This window comes from Microbacterium sp. MAH-37, assembly GCF_009758255.1.
GTDB lineage: Bacteria > Actinomycetota > Actinomycetes > Actinomycetales > Microbacteriaceae > Microbacterium.
Map to the genome: position 1 here is coordinate 540,819 of NZ_WSEN01000010.1, position 22,305 is coordinate 563,123.

General features: G+C 68.8%; 20 protein-coding genes. 4 read left to right on the forward strand and 16 right to left on the reverse strand.

Features of this window, described 5'->3' with window-relative positions; translation table 11 throughout:
• Positions 1-6: 6 nt before the first annotated feature.
• The 3 genes from gcl to GON06_RS16735 form a co-directional block, all read right to left on the reverse strand.
• Positions 7-1,794, reverse strand: a complete 1,788-nt coding sequence (gene gcl, locus GON06_RS16725) for a glyoxylate carboligase (RefSeq protein WP_157313444.1) — start codon at positions 1,792-1,794, stop codon at positions 7-9.
• 115 nt (positions 1,795-1,909) lie between these two features.
• A complete protein-coding gene (locus tag GON06_RS16730) occupies positions 1,910-2,788 on the reverse strand; it encodes a 2-hydroxy-3-oxopropionate reductase (protein ID WP_157313445.1) in 879 nt (292 codons plus the stop codon).
• A 27-nt stretch (positions 2,789-2,815) separates the two neighbouring features.
• Entirely contained in the window at positions 2,816-3,613 is a 798-nt protein-coding gene (locus GON06_RS16735) for a hydroxypyruvate isomerase family protein (RefSeq protein ID WP_157313446.1), read from the reverse strand.
• 300 nt (positions 3,614-3,913) lie between these two features.
• Between GON06_RS16735 and GON06_RS16740 the strand changes: the two genes are divergently transcribed.
• Entirely contained in the window at positions 3,914-4,834 is a 921-nt protein-coding gene (locus GON06_RS16740; protein ID WP_157313447.1) for a hypothetical protein, read from the forward strand.
• 69 nt (positions 4,835-4,903) lie between these two features.
• Here GON06_RS16740 and GON06_RS16745 read toward each other — a convergent pair whose 3' ends face one another.
• Genes GON06_RS16745 through GON06_RS16755 form a run of 3 tightly spaced genes read right to left on the reverse strand, consistent with a single transcriptional unit; the run spans position 4,904 to position 8,394 of the window.
• Positions 4,904-5,713, reverse strand: coding sequence for a bifunctional allantoicase/(S)-ureidoglycine aminohydrolase (locus tag GON06_RS16745; RefSeq protein WP_157313448.1), 810 nt, complete (start codon positions 5,711-5,713; stop codon positions 4,904-4,906).
• A gap of 9 nt (positions 5,714-5,722) precedes the next feature.
• On the reverse strand, positions 5,723-6,997 hold the full coding sequence (locus tag GON06_RS16750; protein WP_157313449.1) for a DUF6986 family protein: 1,275 nt from the start codon (positions 6,995-6,997) through the stop codon (positions 5,723-5,725).
• 5 nt (positions 6,998-7,002) lie between these two features.
• Positions 7,003-8,394: an NAD-dependent malic enzyme gene (locus tag GON06_RS16755; RefSeq protein ID WP_157313450.1), complete on the reverse strand. Its 1,392-nt coding sequence runs from the start codon at positions 8,392-8,394 to the stop codon at positions 7,003-7,005.
• Positions 8,395-8,547: 153 nt separating this feature from the next.
• On the opposite strand from GON06_RS16755, the gene GON06_RS16760 reads away from it, so the two are divergent.
• Positions 8,548-9,318: an IclR family transcriptional regulator gene (locus GON06_RS16760; protein WP_198346741.1), complete on the forward strand. Its 771-nt coding sequence runs from the start codon at positions 8,548-8,550 to the stop codon at positions 9,316-9,318.
• A 53-nt stretch (positions 9,319-9,371) separates the two neighbouring features.
• Here GON06_RS16760 and GON06_RS16765 read toward each other — a convergent pair whose 3' ends face one another.
• The gene (locus GON06_RS16765; protein ID WP_198346742.1) at positions 9,372-10,106 is read right to left on the reverse strand and encodes a TetR/AcrR family transcriptional regulator; all 735 of its coding nucleotides are present in this window, start codon (positions 10,104-10,106) and stop codon (positions 9,372-9,374) included.
• A 146-nt stretch (positions 10,107-10,252) separates the two neighbouring features.
• Here GON06_RS16765 and GON06_RS16770 point away from each other — a divergent pair, with 146 nt between their 5' ends.
• The gene (locus GON06_RS16770) at positions 10,253-10,864 is read left to right on the forward strand and encodes a hypothetical protein (RefSeq protein ID WP_157313452.1); all 612 of its coding nucleotides are present in this window, start codon (positions 10,253-10,255) and stop codon (positions 10,862-10,864) included.
• A 78-nt stretch (positions 10,865-10,942) separates the two neighbouring features.
• On the opposite strand, the gene aceE is transcribed toward GON06_RS16770, so the two are convergent.
• Positions 10,943-13,648: a pyruvate dehydrogenase (acetyl-transferring), homodimeric type gene (gene aceE, locus GON06_RS16775; RefSeq protein ID WP_157313453.1), complete on the reverse strand. Its 2,706-nt coding sequence runs from the start codon at positions 13,646-13,648 to the stop codon at positions 10,943-10,945.
• 81 nt (positions 13,649-13,729) lie between these two features.
• Here aceE and GON06_RS16780 point away from each other — a divergent pair, with 81 nt between their 5' ends.
• Positions 13,730-14,476, forward strand: coding sequence for an SDR family oxidoreductase (locus tag GON06_RS16780; RefSeq protein WP_157313454.1), 747 nt, complete (start codon positions 13,730-13,732; stop codon positions 14,474-14,476).
• 186 nt (positions 14,477-14,662) lie between these two features.
• On the opposite strand, the gene GON06_RS16785 is transcribed toward GON06_RS16780, so the two are convergent.
• The 8 genes from GON06_RS16785 to GON06_RS16820 form a co-directional block, all read right to left on the reverse strand.
• Positions 14,663-16,177 (reverse strand): nucleobase:cation symporter-2 family protein, encoded by a 1,515-nt coding sequence (locus GON06_RS16785; RefSeq protein ID WP_157313455.1) that lies wholly within the window; start codon positions 16,175-16,177, stop codon positions 14,663-14,665.
• Positions 16,178-16,309: 132 nt separating this feature from the next.
• A complete protein-coding gene (gene pucL / locus GON06_RS16790; RefSeq protein WP_157313456.1) occupies positions 16,310-17,203 on the reverse strand; it encodes a factor-independent urate hydroxylase in 894 nt (297 codons plus the stop codon).
• An 8-nt stretch (positions 17,204-17,211) separates the two neighbouring features.
• The gene (uraH, locus tag GON06_RS16795; protein ID WP_157313457.1) at positions 17,212-17,553 is read right to left on the reverse strand and encodes a hydroxyisourate hydrolase; all 342 of its coding nucleotides are present in this window, start codon (positions 17,551-17,553) and stop codon (positions 17,212-17,214) included.
• Positions 17,550-18,053: a 2-oxo-4-hydroxy-4-carboxy-5-ureidoimidazoline decarboxylase gene (gene uraD, locus GON06_RS16800; RefSeq protein WP_157313458.1), complete on the reverse strand. Its 504-nt coding sequence runs from the start codon at positions 18,051-18,053 to the stop codon at positions 17,550-17,552. Before uraD ends, uraH begins: the two co-directional genes overlap by 4 nt.
• Before the next feature lie 170 nt (positions 18,054-18,223).
• Complete coding sequence (gene bcp, locus GON06_RS16805; RefSeq protein ID WP_157313459.1) at positions 18,224-18,691, reverse strand: thioredoxin-dependent thiol peroxidase; 468 nt, start codon at positions 18,689-18,691, stop codon at positions 18,224-18,226.
• Positions 18,692-18,741: 50 nt separating this feature from the next.
• A complete protein-coding gene (locus GON06_RS16810) occupies positions 18,742-19,602 on the reverse strand; it encodes an HpcH/HpaI aldolase/citrate lyase family protein (RefSeq protein ID WP_157313460.1) in 861 nt (286 codons plus the stop codon).
• 168 nt (positions 19,603-19,770) lie between these two features.
• Positions 19,771-20,976: a bifunctional phosphopantothenoylcysteine decarboxylase/phosphopantothenate--cysteine ligase CoaBC gene (gene coaBC / locus GON06_RS16815; protein ID WP_332837658.1), complete on the reverse strand. Its 1,206-nt coding sequence runs from the start codon at positions 20,974-20,976 to the stop codon at positions 19,771-19,773.
• 146 nt (positions 20,977-21,122) lie between these two features.
• Positions 21,123-22,286, reverse strand: coding sequence for an endo-1,4-beta-xylanase (locus GON06_RS16820; RefSeq protein ID WP_157313461.1), 1,164 nt, complete (start codon positions 22,284-22,286; stop codon positions 21,123-21,125).
• Positions 22,287-22,305: the final 19 nt, after the last annotated feature.

Sequence of the window (22,305 nt, forward strand, 5' to 3'; positions counted from 1 at the left end):
GTCGGCTCAGTCGAGCAGCGCGTAGATCGCCTCGGGGGCGTCTGCGGGAGTCGCGGCCAGGTCCTCGAACTCGTTCATGGTGTCGAGGTCGGCGCCCATGGCGATGTTCGTGACGCGCTCGAGGATGACCTCGACGACGACCGGCACCTGGAACTCGTCGCGCAGGCGGGTCGCCTCGGCGAAGCCGGCGGCGAGGTCCTCGGGACGCTCGACGCGCAGGGCCTTGCAGCCGAGGCCCTCGGCCACCTTGACGTGGTCGACGCCGTAGCCGGTGGCGATCGACGAGGAGTCCTGCGGGGTGTTGACGTTGTCGAACGCCAGCGACACCTCGTAGTCCATCTCGAAGCCGCGCTGCGACTGACGGATCAGGCCCAGGTAGCTGTTGTTCACCACGACGTGGATGTAGGGCAGCTTGTGCTGCGCGCCCACGGCGAGCTCCTCGATCATGAACTGGAAGTCGTAGTCGCCCGAGAGCGCGACGACCTGCTCGCCCGGCTTGCCGCGGACGACGCCGAGGGCGGCGGGACCGGTCCAGCCCAGCGGGCCGGCCTGGCCGGCGTTGATCCACTTGCGCGGGCCGTAGACGTGCAGCAGCTGCGCGCCGGCGATCTGCGACAGGCCGATCGTCGTGACGAAGGTGGTGTCGCGGTCGAACGCCGAGAGCATCTCCTGGTACACGCGGTGCGGCTTCATCGGCACGTTGTCGAAGTTGGTCTTGCGCTGCAGGCGCGCCTTGCGGTCGCGGCACTCCTCGGCCCAGCCGTTGTAGTCGGGCAGCTCGGCGACGCGGTCGCGGGCGGCCTCGAGCAGGGCGTCGATGAACGCGCCGGCGTCGGAGACCACGCCATAGTCGGGCGCGAACACGCGGCCGATCTGGGTGGGCTCGATGTCGACGTGCACGAAGGTGCGGCCATTGCGGTAGGTGTCCAGGCCACCTGTGTGGCGGTTGGCCCAGCGGTTGCCGATGCCCAGCACGAAGTCGCTCTCCAGGAAGCTCGCGTTGCCGTAGCGCTGCGAGGTCTGGATGCCGACCAGGCCCGCAGCCAGCGGGTGGTCGTCGGCGATCGCACCCCAGCCCATCAGGGTGGGGAACACGGGCACGCCGAGGGTCTCGGCCAGCTCCACGAGCTTGTCGGATGCCCCGGAGTTGACGATCCCGCCACCGGCGATGATCGCCGGGTGCTTCGCGGCCAGGAGCATGTCGAGCACCTTCTCGGCCTGCGCGCGGGTCGCGACCGGCTTCGCCACCGGAAGCGGCTCGTAGGTGTCGATGTCGAACTCGATCTCGGTCATCTGCACGTCGAACGGCAGATCGATCAGCACCGGGCCGGGGCGGCCGGAGCGCATGATCTGGAACGCGGTCTGGAAGACGCCGGGGACCTGCGCGCCCTCGAGGACGGTCTTGGCGAACTTCGTGACCGGCTTCGCGATGGACGCGATGTCGACGGCCTGGAAGTCCTCCTTGTCGAGCTTCGCTACCGGCGCCTGGCCGGTGATGCACAGCATCGGGATGGAGTCGGCGATCGCGGCGTAGAGGCCGGTGATCATGTCGGTGCCGGCGGGGCCGGAGGTGCCGAGGCAGACGCCGATGCGGCCGTCGCCGGTGCGGCTGTAGCCGTCGGCCATGTGCGAGGCGCCCTCGACGTGGCGGGCCAGGGTGTGCCGGATGCCGCCGTTGGCGCGCATCGCGGAGTACAGCGGGTTGATGGCGGCGCCCGGCAGGCCGAAGGCCTCGTCGGCCCCCTCCTTGATCAGGATCTGGACGATGGCGTCCACTGCGCGCATGCGAGTCATGATTTCAGTCCTTAGAAAGTTGTTCGGGATCCTTCGTCTCGTCGCTCCGCTCCTCGCTCAGGAACCGGGTCCTGAGCGAGCGGAGCGAGACGAAGGGCGCCCTGTGTGGGATCGCTCAGTCGCGACCGGAGAGCTCGGCGGTGAGCTTGAACAGTCCGGAGTGGTCGAGGCCGCCGTCGCCGCGGGCGACGAGCGAGGTGACCAGCTGCGCGACTGCCGAGCCGAGCGGAACGGAAATGCCGGCCTGTCGTGCGGCGGCGGTGACGATGCCCAGGTCCTTGTTGTGCAGGGCCAGGCGGAATCCGGGGGTGAAGTCGCGATCGAGGATCTTCTGACCCTTCTGGTCCAGCACCTTCGAGCCGGCCAGGCCTCCGCCGAGCACCTTGAGCGCGGCATCCGTGTCGACGCCGTAGGCCTCGAGGAAGAGGATCGCCTCGGAGAGCGCCTGGATGTTGACGGCGACGATCAGCTGGTTGGCGGCCTTGACGGTCTGGCCGGCGCCGGCGGGGCCGACGTGCACGATGGTCTTGCCGACCGCGTTCAGAACGGGCTCCGCCTTGGCGAAGTCCTCCGGCGAGCCACCGGTCATGATCGAGAGGACGCCGTCGATGGCGCCCTGCTCGCCACCGGAGACGGGCGCGTCGACGGCGCCGAAGCCGGCAGCAACGGCCTCCTCGGCGAGCTCCTTCGCGACGTCGGGGCGGATCGACGAGTTGTCGATCCACAGCGCACCGGCCTTGGCGTTCGCGAACACGCCGTCCGGACCCTGCACGACGCCCGCGACATCCGGGGAGTCCGGGACCATGGTCACGACGACATCGGCGTCCTTCACGGCGTCGACGATGCTGGTGGCGCCCTTGCCGCCGGCGGCGACGAGCTTCTCGATCGCCTCCGGGCTGCGGTTGAAGCCGGTCACGTCGAAGCCGGCGTTCACGAGGTTCTTGGCCATCGGCAGGCCCATGATGCCGAGCCCGATGAATGCGATGTTGGTCATGTCTTCGCTCCTTCGCGGAAAGTGTGGTCAGGCCTGCGCGGTTGCCGCGGTCCAGGCGAACGGGTCGGCCTGGGTGGCCTTGTACTCGAGGCCGATGACGCCCTCGTAGCCACCGGCCTGGGCGTCGGCGATCCACTGCGCGATCGGCAGGTCACCAGTGCCCGGCTCGCCGCGGCCAGGGGCGTCGGCGATCTGGATGTGGCCGAAGTCGGCGGCGTGGCCGGCGATCACGGCGGCGACGTCGTCGCCGTTGACGGCCAGGTGGTAGAAGTCGGCGAGCAGCTTGACGTTGTCGACGCCCTGCTCGTTCTTCACCCGCTCGATGATCGCCAGCGCGTCCGCAGCGGTCTTCAGCGGGTAGGCGTCGGCGCCCGAGACCGGCTCGAGCAGAACGATGCCGCCCAGCTCGGCGACGGCGCGGCCCGCGATCGCAAGATTCTCGACCGCGAGGTCGTCCTGCTCCTGCTCGGAGACGCCCTCCTGGCGGAGGCCGTAGAGCGCGTTGAAGGCTTTGGTGCCGAGGCGCTCACCGATCGCGACGACGACGTCGACGTTGTCGCGGAACTCGCCCTCACGGCCGACCCACGAGACCAGGCCGCGGTCACCGGCGGGCATGTCGCCCGCGAAGAAGTTCAGGCCGGTCAGCTGCACACCGGCATCCTGGATCGCGGTGACGAAGGCGTCGACCTCGGATGCCGCGGGAACGGCCGAGGCGAAGGGCCACCAGAACTCGACGGCGTCGAAGCCGGCGGCCTTGGCGGCGGCCGGACGCTCGTTCACCGGCAGGTCGGTCAGCAGGATCGAGCAGTTCACGGTGTAGCTCATGTGATCACCCTTGATTCGTTCTCGTGGTTCGTCTTCCTTGATTTCGAATCGTGGAAGAAAAGTTCTGTTATCTGAAATCGTACGCGCGGATGCCGGGGATGTCAACGGGCTGCGGGCTACTCACTCCGGGCCGCCGCCGCTCAGAGATCGGAAACGCACCTCCCTGCGGCCGTGGAGGTGCGTTTCCGATCTTCGAGCGTCACGGTGATTCGGCCTGCACAGGCGGCACTGGCGGCGGGAGAGTCCACAGACAGGGGAAACCGGGCGGGCGGGAATGCCGCGGCCGAGGAGGATCGGCGGATGCGGCATCGGATCAGCCTGCCCCGTGAGCTGGGGGCGCACTTCTCCGTGTCCGAAGCCGCCGCCCACGGCGTCGGGCGCGGGCGCCGGGATGCTGCCGATCTGGCTCGGCCCTTCCACGGCATCCGATCCCAAGTCGTACCGGAGAGCTTCTCGGTGCGTGTCGCCTGTTATCTCCCCCGGCTCCGCCCGGGGCAGCGGCTCGCTGCGCGGACCGCCCTCCGCCTCTGGGGGATGCCCTTCCCGCAGCGCTGGCAGCCCGACGAACCTGTCGACGTGACGGTGCTGCCGACCTCTACCCCGCCCAGGGCACGTGGCACCGCAGGCCACCGCCTCGCCGCGGGCAGGGCGGAGACTTGGCGAGTCGATGGCGCGCCGGTGATCGATCCGATCGCCGCACTGTTCCAGTGCGCGCCTGGCCTCACCATCCTGCAGGCTGTGATCCTGATCGATGCGCTCATCACGGAGGCGGACAACTATCCCGGACTCAGGCCCGGCCGCCCCGGCACCACGCCGGCGCAGATCGAGGCGCGGCTGGACGCCTGGGGACGCTTTCCCGGATGCGCGACGATCCGCCGCGCCCTGGCGTTCGTGCGAGCAGGCGTCGAGTCGCCGAAGGAGACCGAGACCCGATGGCTCATCGTGTCCGCCGGGCTTCCCGAGCCAGTCCTCCAGCACGAGGTCCGGGACCGCGGAGTCCTCATCGCGCGCGTCGACCTCGCGTATCCCGAGTTGCGCATCGCCGTCGAGTACGAGGGCGACGGCCACAGGACCAGCCAGACTCAGTGGCGCAGAGACATCCGCAGGCAGCGCGACCTCGAGGACCGCGGCTGGATCGTCATCCGCCTCACTCAGCACGACCTCTCTCCGGCTTCGTCGTTCATCCCCCGTCTCCGCCGCGCCCTCGCATCCCGCCGATGAAAGATCAGAAACGCACCTCCCCAGCGGCGGGAAGGTGCGTTTCTGATCTTTCGGCGGCAGGACCGAGCGTCAGGTCAGCTTGATCTGGCGGTTCATGTCCTTGTACAGCAGGTAGCGGAAGTCACCGGGGCCACCGGCGTAGCAAGCCTGCGGGCAGAACGCGCGGAGCAGCATGTAGTCGCCGGCCTCGACCTCGACCCAGTCGTCGTTGAGGCGGTAGACGGCCTTGCCCTCGAGCACGAACAGGCCGTGCTCCATGACGTGGGTCTCGGCGAACGGGATCGATCCACCCGGCTTGAAGGTGACGATGTTCACCTGCATGTCGTGCGCCATGTCGTTCGAGTCGGCGAAGCGCGTGGTCAGCCAGGCGTCGGTGCCGACCATGGGGGTCGGCTCGATGTCCTGGTCGCGGGTGACGAAGGATGCCGGTGCGTCGATGCCCTCGATCCACTCGTAGGCCTTGCGGATCCAGTGGAAGCTGGTGATCTCGTCGCCCTCGTTCTTCAGCGACCAGTTCGCCCCAGGCGCGAGGAAGGCGTAGCCGCCCTCTTCGAGAACGTGCTCCTCGCCCTCGAGGGTCAGGGTCAGCCGACCGGTGGTGACGAACACCACGCCCTCGACCCCGGCCTCGACCTCGGGCTTCGCCGCGCCACCGCCGGGGGCGATCTCGACGATCAGCTGCGAGAACGTCATCGCGGAGCTCGGCGTCGGCTTGGCGATGATCCACGCGCGGGTGTTCGTGAACCCGGGCAGGCTGCTGGTGACGATGTCGCGCAGCACGCCCTTCGGGATCACGGTGTACGCCAGCTTGACGATCGCGCGGTCGGTGAGCAGGTCGGTCTGCGGCGGCAGGCCGCCGGCGGGGGTGTAGTAGCTCATGGCTTCTCCTTATCGAACGGATGCTTCGGACGCGGCGAGCTTCGGGTGCGCGAGCCGGATCAGCTCCTCGGGCTCGGCGCCGGTCGCCTCTCGCACCTCGGCCTCGGTGATCGCACCGCACTCGGCGCCGCGGACGACGAATCGCGCCAGCGCGCGGGCGGTGGCGGGCTCGTCCATGATGGTCGCGTCGCTGCCGTGCAGGTAGTTGTCCAGGCGCTTCGCGGCGGCGGCGAAGCCCTCGCGGTAGAACGCGTAGGTCGCAAGATAGCGGGTGGGCAGCTGTGCGGCGTGCAGGTCCCAGCCCTGGTAGTAGCCGCGCTCGAGCGAGCGCCGCACCAGGCGGGCGTGCAGCTTCCAGGCATCCTCCGCATTCTCGCCGACGGGGATGACGTTCGTCGACCCGTCCGAGAGGCGCACGCCGGTCTCTGCGACCGCGACCTGCATGACCTGCTTGGCGTAGTCGGCTGCGGGGTGCTCCATCGACTGGTATGCCGCGGCGATCTGCAGCGAGGCGCTGTAGTCGTAGGTGCCGTAGTGCAGCGCGGTGACGCGGCCGTTCGACCGGTGCAGCAGCGTCGCGACCGGCACGCTCCCGTCCGCGGCGACGATGAGCTGCGGGGTCTCCATCTGCACCTCGAAGCGCAGACGGCCGGAGGGAAGGCCGAGCCGCTCCTCGAAGATCTCGCAGAGCGAGACCATCGCCTCGACCTGCTCGACAGTCGTGACCTTCGGCAGCGTGAGCACGAGGCCATCCGGCAGGCCGCCGTTGCGCACCAGCGTGGTCAGGAACAGGTCGAGGGTGCGGATACCGCGGCGCCGCGTCGGCGCCTCGAAGCACTTGAACCGGATGCCGATGTACGGCGGCGCGACACCGGCGGCGACCGCCTGCGAGACGCGCTGGGCGGCCAGGACCGCGTCGGCGTCCTCCTCCGCATCGGGACGGGAGCCGTAGCCGTCCTCGAAGTCGAGGCGCAGGTCTTCGACCGGCTCGTTCGCGAGCTTGGCCTCGACGAGCGGGGCGAGCTCGCCGGCGAGGTGCCCGAGCCCGACGGCCTCGGCCAGTGCGGCGATGCCGCCGAACGCGGATGCCGCGGCGGCGGCATCCGTGCCGAGCTGCGCGGTCAGCTCCGGGGTGAAGCGGTCGGCCGGCACGTACAGTGTGTGCACGGGCTGGCGCGAGCCGTCATCCCCGGGATACTCGGTCGCGAGCAGCGTGTCGGTGCCGCTCAGCGCGGAGTCGACGACGGCGAGGTCCTGCTCGCCCAGTGTGGAATCGACGGTCAAATCCTTCACTCCTTGCCGGCCTTGACGACGCGCACGATCGCCTCGGCGACGGCGCCCGCCACCTCGGGGTCGAACACGCTGGGGATGATGAAGCTGGCGTTGCGCTCCTCATCGTCGACGCGGCTCGCGATCGCCTCGGCGGCTGCGACCAGCATAGGTGGCGTGATGTCGGACACGCCCGCGTCGAGCAGACCGCGGAAGAAGCCGGGGAACGCCAGCACGTTGTTGATCTGGTTCGGGAAGTCGCTGCGGCCGGTGGCCACGACGGCGGCGTGCTTGGAGGCGACGACCGGGTCGACCTCGGGGGTCGGGTTGGCCATGGCGAACACGATCGCGTCGTCCGCCATCGCGGCGATGTCGTTCTCGTCGAGCACGTTCGGGGCGCTGACGCCGATGAACACGTCTGCGCCGACCACGGCCTCCTTGAGGGAGCCCTTGAAGTTGCGCGGGTTGGTGGTGGCGGCGAGCTCGATGCGGTGCGCGTCGGTGTACTCGTCGTCGCGGTTGATCGCACCGTTGCGGCCGCAGGCGACGATGTCGACCGCGCCCTGCTCGAGCAGCAGCTGGGCGATCGCGTTGCCTGCCGCGCCGACGCCGGAGAGCACGATGCGGACGTCCTCGATCTTCTTGCCTGTGACCTTCAGCGCGTTGTGCAGCGCCGCAAGGGTGACGATCGCAGTGCCGTGCTGGTCGTCGTGGAAGACGGGGATGTCGAGCTCGTCGCGCAGACGGGCCTCGATCTCGAAGCAGCGTGGGGCGGCGATGTCCTCGAGGTTCACTCCGCCGTAGACGGGCGCGATCGCCTTGACGATCTTGATGATCTCCTCTGTGTCCTGGGTGTCCAGGCAGACCGGCCAGGCGTCGACGTTGGCGAACTGCTTGAAGAGGGCGGCCTTGCCCTCCATGACGGGCAGCGCGGCCTCGGGGCCGATGTTGCCCAGGCCGAGGACGGCGGAGCCGTCGGTGACCACGGCGATGGTGTTGCGCTTGACGGTGAGCTTGCGGGCCTTGCTCTTGTCCTCCGCGATCGCCATGCAGACGCGGGCGACACCGGGGGTGTACGCGCGGGACAGGTCGTCGCGGTTGCGCAGCGGGACGCTGGGGACGACCTCGAGCTTGCCGCCGAGGTGCATGAGGAAGGTGCGGTCGCTGACCTGACGCACGGTGACGCCGTCGAGCGCCTCGACGGCGTCGCGGATGCGGTCGGCGTGGTCCTCGTCGATGGTGTTGCAGGTCAGGTCGACGACGATCGTCGTCGGGTGCGACTCGACGACGTCGAGTGCGGTGATGACCGCCCCCGCGTCGGCGGCGGTCGCCGCGAGCTCGCTGGTCACGCTGAAGTTGGACGGCGCGTCGATGCGCAGGGTGATGGAGTTTCCGGGACCCGGGTTCGCCATGATGCCTCCCCTTCGAGAGCTTGTTTTTCGTATCGTGGACACTATTATCTACTTAGCGAAAGTTTTCCGCAAGTGGTATACCGAATGGTTGCCGAGTTTCCGGCAAAGGCCTTTCGCATGATGGAATTACAAGACGAATATTGAGGAGTGACCATGGTCGATGCGATGAAGCCCGCCAAGAGCTCGGCGTCCGGAGTCCAGTCAGTGGAGCGTGTCTTCGAGCTGCTCGAGCTGATAACGGATGCCGGCGGCGACGTCACCCTCAGCGAACTATCCGCATCGACGGACCTGCCGCTGCCCACCATCCACCGTCTGCTGCGCACCCTGGTCGCCCTCGGGTACGCCCGCCAACTGCCCAACCGGCGCTACGCACTCGGCCCGCGGCTGATCCGCATCGGCGAGGGCGCCGCCCGCCAGTTCGGCGCGCTCGCGCGCCCGCAGCTGAAGAACCTCGTCGATCAGCTCGGCGAGAGCGCGAACATGGCCGTGCTCGACGGCGACATGGTCGTCTATGTCGCGCAGGTGCAGTCCCAGCACTCGATGCGCATGTTCACCGAGGTCGGGCGCCGCGCCAACGTGCACGACACCGGCGTGGGCAAGGCGATCCTCGCGCAACTGCCGAACGACACGGTGCGCGGCATCGTCAGCCGCACTGGCATGGCGACACCCACCGAGTACAGCATCGGCACCGTCGAGGACCTGATCGCCGAACTCGACCGCATCCGCGAGCGCGGCTACTCGATCGACGAGCAGGAGCAGGAGATCGGCGTTCGGTGCTACGCGATGGCGGTGCCGGATGCTCCGACGCTGACGGCCGTGTCGGTGTCCGGACCGATCTCGCGCGTCACCGAGGAGTTCGCCTCGCGCGCCATCCCGCTGCTGCGGCAGGCGGCCGACGCGATTTCTGCGGATCTCGCGGCCTGACGGCCGCGGTGACGAGGAGGCCTCCGGAGCGATCCGGGGGCCTTCTTCGTCGGTCACTGCAGGTGCGCCTCGATGCCGTCGAGGATGCGCGCGAGACCGAACTCGAAGCCGTCGATCGAAGGCTCCTCGGCGAGGAAGGACGGGTCCTTCATCACCCGCGCCACGGCGTCGAGCCCGCGCGCGCGAAGCTGTTCGTCGAGGAATCCGCGCACCGCGCCCACCGTCCCCGCCCGCTCCGGCCCCGCGCCGCGCAGCGCCGCGGGCGTCGGCCTGCTGCGACGCAGGTTCGCGCCGTACCGCGCGTGGCTGTCGAGCAGGTAGGCGCAGTCGAGCATCTCGTCCGGCGCCATTCCGGTGGGCTCGAGCGCGGTGATCAGCACATCGAGCCACGCGGCGTTGTGCGGCGTGAGAGGCACGGTCGCGGGGACGTCCAGCAGCCAGGGCCGCGCCGAGAACCGCTCGAAGAGACGGCGGGCCCATGACCGCGCGGCAGCGCGCCAGTCTCCGGAGGGCAGCTGCGGTGGCTCACCCCAGGCACGGTCGGCGACGAGGACGATCAGCTCCTCCTTCGACGACACGTAGCGGTAGAGCGCGTTCGTGCTGACACCGACGGCGGCGGCGACCCGCGGCAGCGACGCGGCGGCAATGCCCTCCTCGTCGGCGAGCGAGGACGCGGCGGCGACGATCTCGTCGACGGAGTGCGCGGGCTTCGGCCCGCGTCGTCCTGACGGCTCGGCGACGCCCCAGGCGGCGGCGAGCCCGGGGGGCAGAGCGTCGAGATCGGTCATGTGCAGCATCCTCCTGAAAGAAATAGTAGACGGCTTGCACAGTTAGTCATATTGTGTACGGCATGAACACTTCATTGCATACACAGTTTCCATCCCGCGCCCGCCGCTGGGCCGGCCTGTCTGCGGTCCTCGGCGCTTTCTTCGCCATGATCGAGATCCCGCTGTACTTCGTGGTGCCTGCCTGCGAGGAGTCCGTCTGCGGAACCGACCACGGCTCGCTCATGCCCGACGAGCTGATCCTCACCCGGACACTGCTGAGCTTCCTCGCGCTGACCGGCATCCTCGTCTTCATGACCGGGATCCGATACCTGATCGCAGAGCGAGACGCACGGTACGAGTGGTTCGGCGCGGTGGCGGGCACCGCGGGCGTCGCCTGGACGATCGTCGACCTGACCGCCAAGGGCCTCGAGGGCAGCACCGCGATCCGCACCGAGGAGTGGATCGACCCCACCCGGGTCGTGCCGACCTACCTGCTGTACGGCGCGATCAGCCACATCATGCTCGCCGTGTTCGCCGCCGCCTTCGGCTATGCGGTGCTGAAGACCTCGGTGCTGCCGAAGTGGGTCGGCTGGAGCGCGATGGGCGTGCTCGTGCTGCAGGTCGCCTTGATCCCGACGATGTTCCTCGGCTACAACTCGTCGGAGTTCTTCGCGGCGAACGGGTGGGGATCGGTCGCAACCTTCAACGGACTGACCGTCCTGTGGATCGGCGTCGTAGGTCTCGTGGTGATGCGGCGGCCGCGCACCCTCACGCCCTGACAGCAGCCGGAGATGGAAAACGCGGCTCCCCCGGCGAAGGGAGCCGCGTTTCCCATCCTTGAGCGACCCGTCAGCGGGTCACTCCGCGTCGGAGCCGCTGCTGCCGGCGTTCACATCGAGCAGGCGGTACTTCTCGGCCGCCTGCGCCGGCACTGCGGCATCCACCTCGCCGCGCTTGGCGAGCAGCTGCAGGGTGCGCACGACGACTGACGGGCCGTCGATCTTGAAGTACCGGCGGGCGGCGGCGCGGGTGTCCGAGAAGCCGAAGCCGTCGGCACCGAGGGTCGCCCAGTCGTTCGGCACGAACTGGCGCACCGAATCGGCCCAGTCCTTCGCGTAGTCGCTGACCGCGACGACCGGGCCGTGCGCGTCCGCGAGCTGCTGCCGGATGAACGGCACTCGCGATCCCTGACCGAGGAACTCCTCCTCCTCGGCGGCGACCGCGTCACGGCGCAGCTCGGTCCACGAGGTCACGGACCAGATGTCCGCGTCGACGCCCCAGTCGTCGCGCAGCAGCTGCTGCGCCTCCTGCGCCCAGGTCACGCCGATGCCGGATGCCAGCAGGTGCGCCTTCGGCGCGGCCACGGGAGCGATCCGGTGGATACCGCCGAGGATGCCCTGGACATCGACGTCCTCCGGCTCGGCCGGCTGCACGATCGGCTCGTTGTACACCATGAGGTTGTAGATGTGGTTGCGGTCGGTGGAGTCCGCTCCGTACATCCGCTCCAGGCCGGCGCGCATGATGTGGCCGATCTCGTAGCCGAACGCAGGGTCGTAGGTGACCACGGCCGGGTTCGTCGCCGCGAGCAGCGGCGAGTGCCCGTCGGCGTGCTGCAGGCCCTCACCGGTCAGCGTGGTGCGGCCGGCGGTGGCCGAGATGAGGAAGCCGCGCGTCATCTGGTCTGCTGCCGCCCACAGCGAGTCGCCGGTGCGCTGGAAGCCGAACATCGAGTAGAACACGTACACGGGCACGAGCGGCACGCCGTGCGTGGCGTACGCGGTGCCCGCGGCGGTGAACGCGGCGATCGAGCCCGCCTCGTTGATGCCGATGTGCAGGATCTGACCGGCCTCGGACTCCTTGTACGACAGCACGATCTCGCGGTCGACAGCGAGGTAGTTCTGGCCGTTCGGGTTGTAGATCTTCGCGGTCGGGAAGAACGCGTCCATGCCGAACGTGCGCGCCTCGTCGGGGATGATCGGCACGATGCGCTTGCCGAACTCCTTGTCGCGCATCAGGTCCTTCAGCACGCGGACGAAGGCCATCGTGGTGGCCGCCTGCTGCTTGCCGGAGCCGCGTGCCGCGACCTCGTACGCCTTCGCGTCGGGCAGCGCGATCTCGCCGGAGGCGTTCGGCCGCCGCTCGGGCAGGTAGCCGCCGAGCGCGCGGCGGCGCTCCTGCAGGTACTGGATCTCGGGAGCATCCTGACCCGGGTGGTAGTACGGCGGCAGGTACGGGTTCTCTTCGAGCTGCGCGTCGGTGATCGGCACGCGCAGGTGGTCACGGAAGTCCTTGAGGTCCTGCAGCGTGAGCTTCTTCATCTGGTGCGTCGCGTTGCGCGCCTCGAAGTGCGGACCGAGGCCGTAGCCCTTGACGGTCTTCACAAGGATCACGGTGGGCTTGCCATTGCGCTGCATCGACTGCTGGTAGGCCGCGAAGACCTTGTGGTAGTCGTGACCGCCGCGCTTGAGGCCCCAGATCTCGTCGTCGGTGAGGTTCTCGACCAGCGCCTTTGCGCGCGGGTCGCGGCCGAAGAAGTTCTCCCGGATGAAGCCACCGGACTCGGCCTTGTAGGTCTGGTAGTCGCCGTCGCGGGTGGTGTTCATGATGTCGAGCAGCGCGCCCTCGGTGTCGCGCTCCAGCAGGTCGTCCCACTGACGGCCCCAGACGACCTTGATGACGTTCCAGCCGGCGCCGCGGAAGAAGCCCTCGAGCTCCTGGATGATCTTGCCGTTGCCGCGCACAGGACCGTCCAGTCGCTGCAGGTTGCAGTTCACGACGAAGGTGAGGTTGTCGAGGCCGTCGTTGGCAGCGAGCTGCAGCAGACCGCGGCTCTCCGGCTCGTCCATCTCGCCGTCGCCGAGGAACGCCCAGATGTGCTGGTCGGAGGTGTCCTTCAGGCCGCGGTTGTGCAGGTAGCGGTTCGACTGCGCCTGATAGATCGCGTTCATCGGGCCGATGCCCATCGACACGGTCGGGAACTCCCAGAACTCCGGCATCAGGCGGGGGTGCGGGTACGAGCTCAGTGCGTGGCCTTCGCGGGACTTCTCCTGGCGGAAGCCGTCGAGGTCCTCCTCGGTGAGGCGCCCCTCCATGAACGCGCGGGCGTACATGCCCGGCGAGGCGTGGCCCTGGAAGAAGACCTGGTCGCCGCCGCCGGGGTGGTCCTTGCCGCGGAAGAAGTGGTTGAAGCCCACCTCGTACAGAGTCGCCGCTCCGGCGTAGGTGGAGATGTGCCCGCCGACGCCGATGCCGGGGCGCTGTGCGCGGTGCACGAGCACGGCGGCGTTCCAGCGCATCCAGGCGCGGTAGCGCCGCTCCAGCTCTTCGTCACCGGGGTACTCCGGCTCGGCGGATGCCGGGATGGTGTTGACGTAGTCGGTGGTCGCGCTGGGCTCTGCCGCGACCCCTGCGCGATCGACCAGTTCACGGACGATGTACTCGCCACGGTCGGCGCCGCGCAGCGCGATCAGCGCATCGAGCGACTCGAGCCATTCGGCGGTCTCTTCGGGGTCATGGTCCGTGGTGTCGGAGCCGAGTGCGCCGGTGCTGCGATCTGCATACATGGTCGGCCTTTCTTGTTAGATGTAGGAGTCAGCTCGGTCGTTGAGCGAGCGAAGCGAGACGAAACGCCAGGAGGTCTGAAGATGGACGGACGCATCGCCGTGGTGACGGGTGCGGGTTCGGGTATCGGCCGGGCGACCGCGCACGTCCTGCAGGAGGCCGGGTTCCGGGTGGCGCTGATCGGGCGCCGTGAGGCGGCGCTGCAGGAGACCGCGCAGGGCAGGGAGCGGATGCTGGTGCTGCCGGCCGACGTGACGTCGGAGGCCGACGTGGATGCCGCGTTCGCGGCCGTCGTGGCCGAATGGGGCCGCGTCGACGTGCTGTTCAACAACGCCGGCACCTTCGGCCCCGCTGCATCCGCCGCCGACGTGGAGCCGGACGAGTGGCGCGCGACGATCGAGGTGAACGTGACCGGCGCGCTGCTCTGCGCGCGCGCCGCGATGCGCGCGATGCGCGCCCAGCAGCCACGCGGCGGCCGGATCATCAACAACGGGTCGATCGCGGCGCATGTGCCGCGTCCGCAGTCCGTGGCCTACGCGGTGAGCAAGCATGCCATCACCGGGCTGACGAAGTCGATCGACCTGGACGGCCGTGCCGACGGCATCTCCTGCGGCCAGATCGACATCGGCAACGCGGCCACGAGCATCATGACCGAGATCGGCGTGGGTTCCGGCGCCCTGCAGCCCGACGGGTCGCGCCTGGTGGAGCCGACGTTCGACGTCGACGACGCGGCCAGAGCCGTGCTGTTCATGGCCCAGCTGCCACCGGAGGCGAACATCACCGGAATGGTGGTGACCGCGGCGGGGATGCCTTTCGGCGGTCGCGGCTGATCCGCGGAGCGGGGAGCCGATCATGCGGACCTCCTCGTCCGTTCTTCCATCCTCTTTCACCATGTGAAAGAAACCTTTCATCATACGTAAACAAGTGTGCGCCCTCTGCGGCGAGGTTGTCAAGACGGAAGCGGGGTCCGCGAGGCCTTCCGGCCCTGCGAACCCCGCTTCCGTCTGCGTCCTGCGTCAGTGGTGCGACGAGTCGACCTCGTCGTCGAGCACGAGCACGTCCTTGCCGTCCGCGTCGACGAGCTTGCCGTCTTTCACACGGTCACCCTCCTTCAGCACCCGGATGACGTCGGTCTTGATCGTGCGCACCGGCGCGGCGCCGAACACGGACGGGTTCTCCGGGGTGCCCTTCGTCCAGACGTTGAAGACGAGGTTCAGCAGGATCGCCATCATGGCGGCCGAGCTGATGCCCGAGTCGAAGATCACCTGGAACCAGGTCGGGAAGTTCGAGTAGATGTCGTGGTTGATCACCGGGATCATGCCGAACGAGATCGACGCGGCGACGATGATCAGGTTCATGTTGCCCTCGTACTTGACCTTCGCGAGGGTGCGGATGCCGGATGCGGTGACGGTGCCGAACAGCACGATCCCGGCGCCGCCGAGCACGGCGGTGGGCATCGCGGCGACGACGCGGCCGAGCACCGGGAACAGGCCGAGGATGATCAGCACCGCGCCTCCGGCGGCGACCGCGTAGCGGCTCTTGATCTTGGTGACCGCCACCAGGCCGACGTTCTGGGCGAACGCGCTCTGGGTGAAGGAGTTGAAGATCGGCGCGAGTGCCGTAGACGCCATGTCGGCGCGCAGACCGGCGGCGATGCGCTTCCGGTCGACCTTCGACCCGGTGATCTCGGCGACGGCGAGGATGTCGGCGGTCGTCTCGGTGAGGATCACCAGCACGACGATGACCATCGAGATGATGGCGGCGACGTTGAAGGTCGGCACGCCGAAGGCGAACGGCGTCGGGAAGGCGAACACCGGCCCTTCGAAGACCTTGGTGAAGTCGGCCTTGCCGATGATCACGGCGAACACGGTGCCCACGACCATCGCGATCAGGATCGACAGACGGGAGATGAACGCGTTGCCCACCTTGCTCAGCAGCATGATCGTCGCGAGCGTGAAGGCCGCGATGCCGACGTTCACCGGATCGGCGTAGCCGGGGGCGTCCGGAACCGCGCCGGTGATCCAGCGGGCGGCGACCGGCATCAGCGACAGACCGATCGTGGTGATCACGACGCCCGTGACCACCGGGGGGAAGAAGCGCACGATCTGCGCGAAGAACGGTGCGATCACGAGGCCGATCAGTCCCGCGATCATCACCGCGCCGAAGATGTCGGTGAGGCCGGTCTCCTTGTTGCCGTTCACGATCGCGAGCATGGTCGCGACACCGGCGAACGAGACACCCTGCACCAGCGGCAGCTGGGATCCGAAGAACGGCAGGCCGAGGGTCTGCAGCAGTGTCGCGAGGCCGCCGACGAAGAGGCAGGCGGCGATCAGGACGCCGATCATCTGCGGGTCGACGCCCGCGGCGCTGCCGATGATGAGCGGCGGGGCGATGATGCCGCCGTACATGGTCAGGACGTGCTGGAGTCCGTAGGTGAACGCCGAGCCGACGCTGAGCTTCTCGTCCTCCGGACGTGTGGATTCTGTCTTGTCGTTGGTCTTGCTCTTGGCCGAGCTGCGTGCAGCAGTCATTGGTGGACCTCCTTGTCCGGTGACCCGCTATTCGGGGTGGGCATGCGTTCGGGGGCATGACGGAAGAAGGTGGGCCCGCCCCCACGGGCCCACCCCTGGCTGTTCGGCGTTCGCCGACTCAGCTGCGCCGGTTCAGCAGAAGCCGGCGATGCCGTCCCACGACCAGTGGTCGGTGTCGGCGCCTTCGCGCAGGAAGGACGCCTCGATCAGGCCGTACGGGCGGTCGGCCGCGAAGAACACCTCGTTGGGGTTCTCCAGGCCGAACGGCGACAGGTCGACCACGAAGTGGTGCTTGTTCGGGGTCGAGAAGCGGATCTCGTCGATCTCCGGGTGCGCCTCGAGCACGGCCTCGGCCATCTCCTTCAGCGTGTGCTGCAGGGCGTACGAGTAGTTGCGCGAGAACGCGGCGAGCAGCACGCGGCGGACGTCCGCGTAGACCTCGTTGAAGTCGAGGTCGGTGCGGTTGTAGCGCCACTTCGCCGTGACGGAGGTGGCGAGGATGCGGTCCTCGGTCTCGGGGAGGGTGGTGTACTTGTCGCGCGGGTAGCCCACGAAGCCGCTCTGGGTCGACTTGAGGACCGTGAGGTCCTGCAGGCCGGCGATGACGGTGGTGTCGTCGCCGTCGATCTGCACGACGGCGGTGCGGGTCTCGGTGCCTGCGCGCACGAACGAGTGGTCGTGCTCGCCGCCGTCGCTCTCGATGCGTGCCCAGGTGTACTGCTCGGCGGCCCAGCGGCCACCGGTCACCCAGTCGAACTCGCCGGTGAAGTGCCGCCCGAGACGCAGCAGGAACTCCTCCGGGCTGCCGATGCCGTCCTTGGCGAAGGCGTAGACCGTGTTCTTCTGCGTGTCGGTGGCGACGACATGCTCGTTGTTGCCCTCGAAGTGGGCGCTGGCGAAGTCGCCGCGCAGCTGCGAGGTGACGTTGAGATCCTCGATCTCGTGGCGGGGGCTGTCGCGGGTGATGCGGACGACACGGTTCTCGGCCTTGCCGTACTGGTTCTTGCCCAGAATGATGTTGGTCATTTTCGTACTCAGCTTCCTCGGTAAGTGGAATAGGCGAACGGGCTGAGCAGCAGCGGCACGTGATAGTGCGCCTGCTCAGCGTCGACCAGGAAGGTCAACACCACCTCCGGGAAGAAGGTGTCCGTTTCGATGCCGGCGAAGTAGGCCGCGGTGTCGAACCGGAGGCGGTAGGCACCGCTCTCCAGCCGCTCCGGGCCGAGCGCTTTCACCCGCCCGTCAGCATCGGTGAGGCCCGAACCGATCCCGACCCATCCGTCGCCGACTCGGGCCTCGAGTTCGACGGCGACGCCGGGCGCGGGGCGCCCGATCGATGTGTCCAGGATGTGGGTGGTCACGTGAGAGACGCTCATGCGCGCGCTCCTTCAGTCTCGATGGCCGCCACCAGACGAAGCGCCGCGATCTCGCGCAGCTGCTGGTCGATGACGGCGAGCTCCTGCTCGGGGGTGTTGCCGAGCCGCGTCTGCAGCAGGGCGAGGATGTCGTCCGCGGAGCGCCCGGCGGCGCGCACCAGGTACACGCGGTCGAACTTCGCCTCGTAGGCGCGGTTGCCCTCGGCGAGGGCTGCCGCGGCGGATGCGTCCACACCGGCCTGCTCGTTGCGCGAGTGCGCGGCCTCGGCTGTGGCGCCCTTCGGCTGCTCACCGATGCGGGGGTGGTGCGCGAGCGCCCCGTCGATCTCCGCCTCGGAGAGCGGCGCTGCCACGACGGCGGCGGCTGCGGTGATCTCGTCGACCGATCCGAACGGACGGGAATCGACGATCGCATCGATCCAGCGGGCGACATCGAGCGCCGGCTTGACGATGCTGACTGCGTCTTCACGCGGAAGAGCGTTGAACTCCTCGAGCGACATCTTCGTACCTCAAGTCATGCTGGCATCCGGGGTGTAAGGCTATACGGGAATCTCCGAGAAGATTCGATTCCGTATCCCGGAACTGTTCTTTCAGCATGTGCAATTAGTATGCAGAAGGCGGGCGGGGTCTGTCAACCCCGCCCGCCAAGATTCTTCCGCGACGCGAGAACTCAGACGCCGAGCTCCTCGCGCAGGCGCGCGACATGACCGTTCGCGTCGACGCCGTACTCGGCACGCTGCACGACGCCCTCGCCGTCCAGCACGAAGGTCGAGCGGATGACGCCCTCGAACGTGCGGCCGTCGACCGTCTTCTCGCCCCACACGCCCCAGGCGCGCGCGACGGAGGCGTCGGTGTCGGCCAGGAGGGGGAAGGTCAGCCCCTCGGCATCCGAGAACGACTTGATGTCGGCGACCTCGTCGGGCGAGACACCCACGACGGCGTAGCCGGCGGCGGCGAGCGAGGACAGACTGTCGCGGAAGTCGCATGCCTCGGTGGTGCAGCCCGGCGTCGCCGCCTTCGGGTAGAAGTACACGACGACGTTCTTCCCGCGGTAGTCGGACAGCGCGGTGGTGACGCCGTCGGCGTCGGACAGGGTGAACGCGGGGGCGACGTCGCCCGCGGCGAGTCGTTCGGACATGGGTGTCTCCTTCTTCTTCGGTATGGGTCCGTGAGCCCGTCGCAGGGCGGTCACAGGCCGCTCGGCGTGACTCCGAAGGCCTCCGCGAGCTGCATGATCTTGCGTGCGCGGCCCAGGCGCGGCAGGTCGCTGCCGTCGCGCACGATGCGCCCGCGGGCGTCGAAGTCCTCGAGGAACTCGTAGGCCCACTCGACGTCGGTGCGCGTCGGGCTGATGACCTCATTGACGACGGGTGTCTGGTCGGTCGAGAGGCAGAGCTTGCCGGTCATCCCCATCGACACGGTGATCGCGGACTGCTCGCGCAGGATGGGGTGGCTGGACCCGACGGTCGGGCCGTCGATCGGACCGGGCAGGCCGCCGGCGCGGCTGGAGATCACCAGGCGAGCGCGCGGATACGCCATCGCCTCGCGGTCGGCGGACATGCCGGTGTCGCGGCGGAAGTCGCCGCTGCCGAAGGCCAGGCGGAAGGCACCCTTGGCGCGAGCGATCTCGGTGGCGTTCTCGATGCCGATCGCCGACTCGACCAGAGCGACCACGGGCACCTGGGCGCCGAGGCGGTTGAAGGTGTCCATGACCTGCCCGCCGTACTCGGTCTTCGCGAGCATCACGCCGCGCAGACCTCGGGCCGATCGCAGGCCCTCGATGTCGGCACTCCAGTGCTCGCTGGTGGCGTCGTTGATGCGCACCCAGGCGCTGTTGCCCTCGGTGCTCAGCCAGCGGATGACGTCGTCGCGGGCCTCATCCTTGTGACTGGCGTCCACTGCGTCCTCGATGTCGAGGACGACGGCGTCGGCATGGGAGGCGGCGGCGGCGTCGAAGGTGTCGGGGCGCGTCGCCGCGACGAGCAGCCAGGAACGGGCGAGCTCGGGCGCGATCTCGCGCGTGTTCGAGGCGGGCAGCGGAGCGTTCATTAGTTATTCCATTTCATGGAAGTAGATTTCTACAGTACGAAAAGTTTAGCGCGGTGAATCGGACGGCGCCAGCATGCCCCGGCACGGATGCACGACGCGGGAACGGATGCACGCCGAGAATCGGCATCCGCTCGTGCGGGTGTTCCCGGGTCGTGCAACTGTACCTGTTCACTCTGCGCGGTAGACGAGGACCGCATCCCAGATCGCGTCTGCGACCTCGGTCTTGGAGCCGGACCGCTCGGCAACGACCTCGCCGCCGTCGCCGATGATCTCGACCGCGTTGTCTGCGCGCTCGAAGCCATGCGCGGCATCCGCTCTGTTCACCGCGAGCAGGTCGACGCCCTTGCGCTCCCTCTTGCGGCGAGCGCGCTCGCGCCGCTGCTCGGGGTCGGCGAGCGTCTCCGCTGCGAAGGCCACGATCGTCTGCTCACCCGGGCGGTTCGCCGCCAGACCGGCGACGACGTCCTCGTTCTCGACGAGGTCGATGCGCGTGAGCACGCCGTCCTCCTTGGTGAGCTTGTGCGCGGCGGGCTCGGCGGGCCGGTAGTCGGCGACGGCCGCGGCCATCACGATCACGTCCGCGTCGCGCGCGACCGCACGCATCGCGTCGGCCAGCTCCGCCGCCGTCTCGACCTTCTCGACGCGGATGCCCGGGTGCCGGGCATCCGCCAGCACGTCCTGCTCGACGTGCGCGGCGACCAGCACCACGTCGGCGCCGCGCGCGGCGGCGGCTGCCGCGAGCGCGACCCCCTGCCGACCGCTGGAGCGATTGCCGAGGAAGCGCACCGGGTCGATCGGCTCGCGGGTGCCGCCCGCTGACACCGCCACGGTGAGGCCGACGAGGTCCTGCGGCGCGAGCGCCGCGTGCGCGGCATCCAGGATCTCCTCCGGCTCGGACATGCGTCCCGGACCCGAGTCGCCGCCGGCCAGCTCACCCTCGGCGGGACCGACGATGAGCACCCCGCGCTCGCGCAGGGTGCGGATGTTCGCCTGCGTCGCCGGATGCCGCCACATCTCGGCGTGCATGGCCGGGGCGATCACGACCGGCGCCTCGGTCGCGAGCAGGGTGGTGCCGAGCAGGTCGTCGGCGATGCCCGCGGCCATCTTCGCGATGGTGTTGGCCGTGGCGGGCGCGATGACGACGAGATCGGCATTCTGCCCGAGGGCGACGTGCCGCACTCGGGCGACGTCCTCGTGGACGCTCGTGGTCACCGGGTTGCGGCTGAGCGACTCCCAGGTCGGCAGGCCGACGAAGCGCAGCGCGTCGTCGGTGGGCACGACGGTGACGTCATGACCCCCCTTGGTCAGCAGCCGGACCAGCTGCACTGCCTTGTAGGCGGCGATCCCGCCCGTGACCCCGACGACGATGTTCACACCGTCAAGTCTGCCGTAGTTCGGCTCCGCCCACCCCTGCTCCGGTCTCACTCGATGCGGGTGCGGCGGGCGAACACCCGCAACGGTTGAGACCGGAGCTGTAGGAGGTCGGGCTCCCCCGCGGCTCCGGTCTCACTCGATGCGGGTCAGCCGCGGCGCGGGGAGACGCCGGGCGTCGCGTCCTCCAGCGAGGTCAGCAGCGCCTGGAAAGCGGGCTTCGGCGCGTAGGACTCGTCCATGATCGTCGCCCAGCCCTCACCGGGGAAGACGCCGGGCACCCAGGAGTGCGCGTCCGAGAAGCCCCAGACCGTGAACGACGAGCACGCCTTCACGTTGAGGCACGCCTCGAGCAGCGCCTGGTACCGCTCCGTCTGGGTGGCGACCTGGTCGGCGGTCGGCTCCATCTCTCCGTCCAGCAGCGGGATGCGCACGTCGGCCTCGGTGATGGCCACCTTCAGCCCGAGCGCGGCGAAGCGCTCCATGTTCGCCTGGAGTGACGTGTCGAAGCCGTACAGCAGGCTCAGGTGCGCCTGCGCGCCGAACCCACCCAGCGGGGCGCCACGGTCGAGCAGCTGCTGCGCGAGGTCGTAGTAGGCGTCCGTCTTCTCGTTGATGCCCTCGGCGTTGTAGTCGTTGAGGAACAGCACCGCGTCGGGGTCCGCCTCATGCGCCCAGGTGAACGCGTCGGCGAGGAGGCCGACCGGGTCGTCGGCGCAGGCCTTGAGGAAGGGGTTGCTGTCGGTGCGGAGCGACACGCCGCCGGCATCCCAGGTGTCCTTGAAGATCTCGTTGGCGACGTCCCACTCGTACACCTGGCCCTTGAAGTGGCCGACGACCGTGCGGATGTGGTCCTCCAGAACGCTCTTCGCCTCGTCGCAGGTCCAGGTCTTGCTGGCCTCGGTGACCCATGCCGGGTTCTGGCTGTGCCAGACCAGGGTGTGGCCGCGCACCTTCTGGTGGTTCGCCTGAGCGAATGCGACGAGCGCATCGGCCGACGTGAAGTCGTAGACGTCGGGTGCCGGGTGCACAGCGTCCCACTTCATGTCGTTCTCGGGCGAGATCGATGAGAACTGCCTGCTGAGCACGTTCTGGAACTCGGTCGGGGCTGCGGGGTCGTAGTCCGTCAGCTCCTGCTGCCCCCAGGCCGCGCTGCCGATCGCGAGATCGACGGGAGCCTGGTTGCGCAGCGCGTCCTTGTCGGAGTTGCTGAACGAGGGCGGGGCGGCGTTCGCTGCGGTGACGCCGCACAACGGCAGCACCAGTGCTGCGGCGGCCGTGGCCACCAACAGGGAACGGGTCGATCGGCGCATGGATCTCTCTCCTGACTTC

What these genes read in the sequence shown, in the direction of transcription:
- gcl (WP_157313444.1), bottom strand. Translation starts at nt 1,794, where the DNA reads ATGACTCGCATGCGCGCAGTGGACGCCATCGTCCAGATCCTGATCAAG.
- GON06_RS16730 (WP_157313445.1), bottom strand. Translation starts at nt 2,788, where the DNA reads ATGACCAACATCGCATTCATCGGGCTCGGCATCATGGGCCTGCCGATG.
- GON06_RS16735 (WP_157313446.1), bottom strand. Translation starts at nt 3,613, where the DNA reads ATGAGCTACACCGTGAACTGCTCGATCCTGCTGACCGACCTGCCGGTG.
- GON06_RS16740 (WP_157313447.1), top strand. Translation starts at nt 3,914, where the DNA reads ATGCGGCATCGGATCAGCCTGCCCCGTGAGCTGGGGGCGCACTTCTCC.
- GON06_RS16745 (WP_157313448.1), bottom strand. Translation starts at nt 5,713, where the DNA reads ATGAGCTACTACACCCCCGCCGGCGGCCTGCCGCCGCAGACCGACCTG.
- GON06_RS16755 (WP_157313450.1), bottom strand. Translation starts at nt 8,394, where the DNA reads ATGGCGAACCCGGGTCCCGGAAACTCCATCACCCTGCGCATCGACGCG.
- GON06_RS16760 (WP_198346741.1), top strand. Translation starts at nt 8,548, where the DNA reads ATGGTCGATGCGATGAAGCCCGCCAAGAGCTCGGCGTCCGGAGTCCAG.
- GON06_RS16765 (WP_198346742.1), bottom strand. Translation starts at nt 10,106, where the DNA reads ATGACCGATCTCGACGCTCTGCCCCCCGGGCTCGCCGCCGCCTGGGGC.
- GON06_RS16770 (WP_157313452.1), top strand. Translation starts at nt 10,253, where the DNA reads ATGATCGAGATCCCGCTGTACTTCGTGGTGCCTGCCTGCGAGGAGTCC.
- aceE (WP_157313453.1), bottom strand. Translation starts at nt 13,648, where the DNA reads ATGTATGCAGATCGCAGCACCGGCGCACTCGGCTCCGACACCACGGAC.
- GON06_RS16780 (WP_157313454.1), top strand. Translation starts at nt 13,730, where the DNA reads ATGGACGGACGCATCGCCGTGGTGACGGGTGCGGGTTCGGGTATCGGC.
- GON06_RS16785 (WP_157313455.1), bottom strand. Translation starts at nt 16,177, where the DNA reads ATGACTGCTGCACGCAGCTCGGCCAAGAGCAAGACCAACGACAAGACA.
- pucL (WP_157313456.1), bottom strand. Translation starts at nt 17,203, where the DNA reads ATGACCAACATCATTCTGGGCAAGAACCAGTACGGCAAGGCCGAGAAC.
- uraH (WP_157313457.1), bottom strand. Translation starts at nt 17,553, where the DNA reads ATGAGCGTCTCTCACGTGACCACCCACATCCTGGACACATCGATCGGG.
- uraD (WP_157313458.1), bottom strand. Translation starts at nt 18,053, where the DNA reads ATGTCGCTCGAGGAGTTCAACGCTCTTCCGCGTGAAGACGCAGTCAGC.
- bcp (WP_157313459.1), bottom strand. Translation starts at nt 18,691, where the DNA reads ATGTCCGAACGACTCGCCGCGGGCGACGTCGCCCCCGCGTTCACCCTG.
- GON06_RS16810 (WP_157313460.1), bottom strand. Translation starts at nt 19,602, where the DNA reads ATGAACGCTCCGCTGCCCGCCTCGAACACGCGCGAGATCGCGCCCGAG.
- GON06_RS16820 (WP_157313461.1), bottom strand. Translation starts at nt 22,286, where the DNA reads ATGCGCCGATCGACCCGTTCCCTGTTGGTGGCCACGGCCGCCGCAGCA.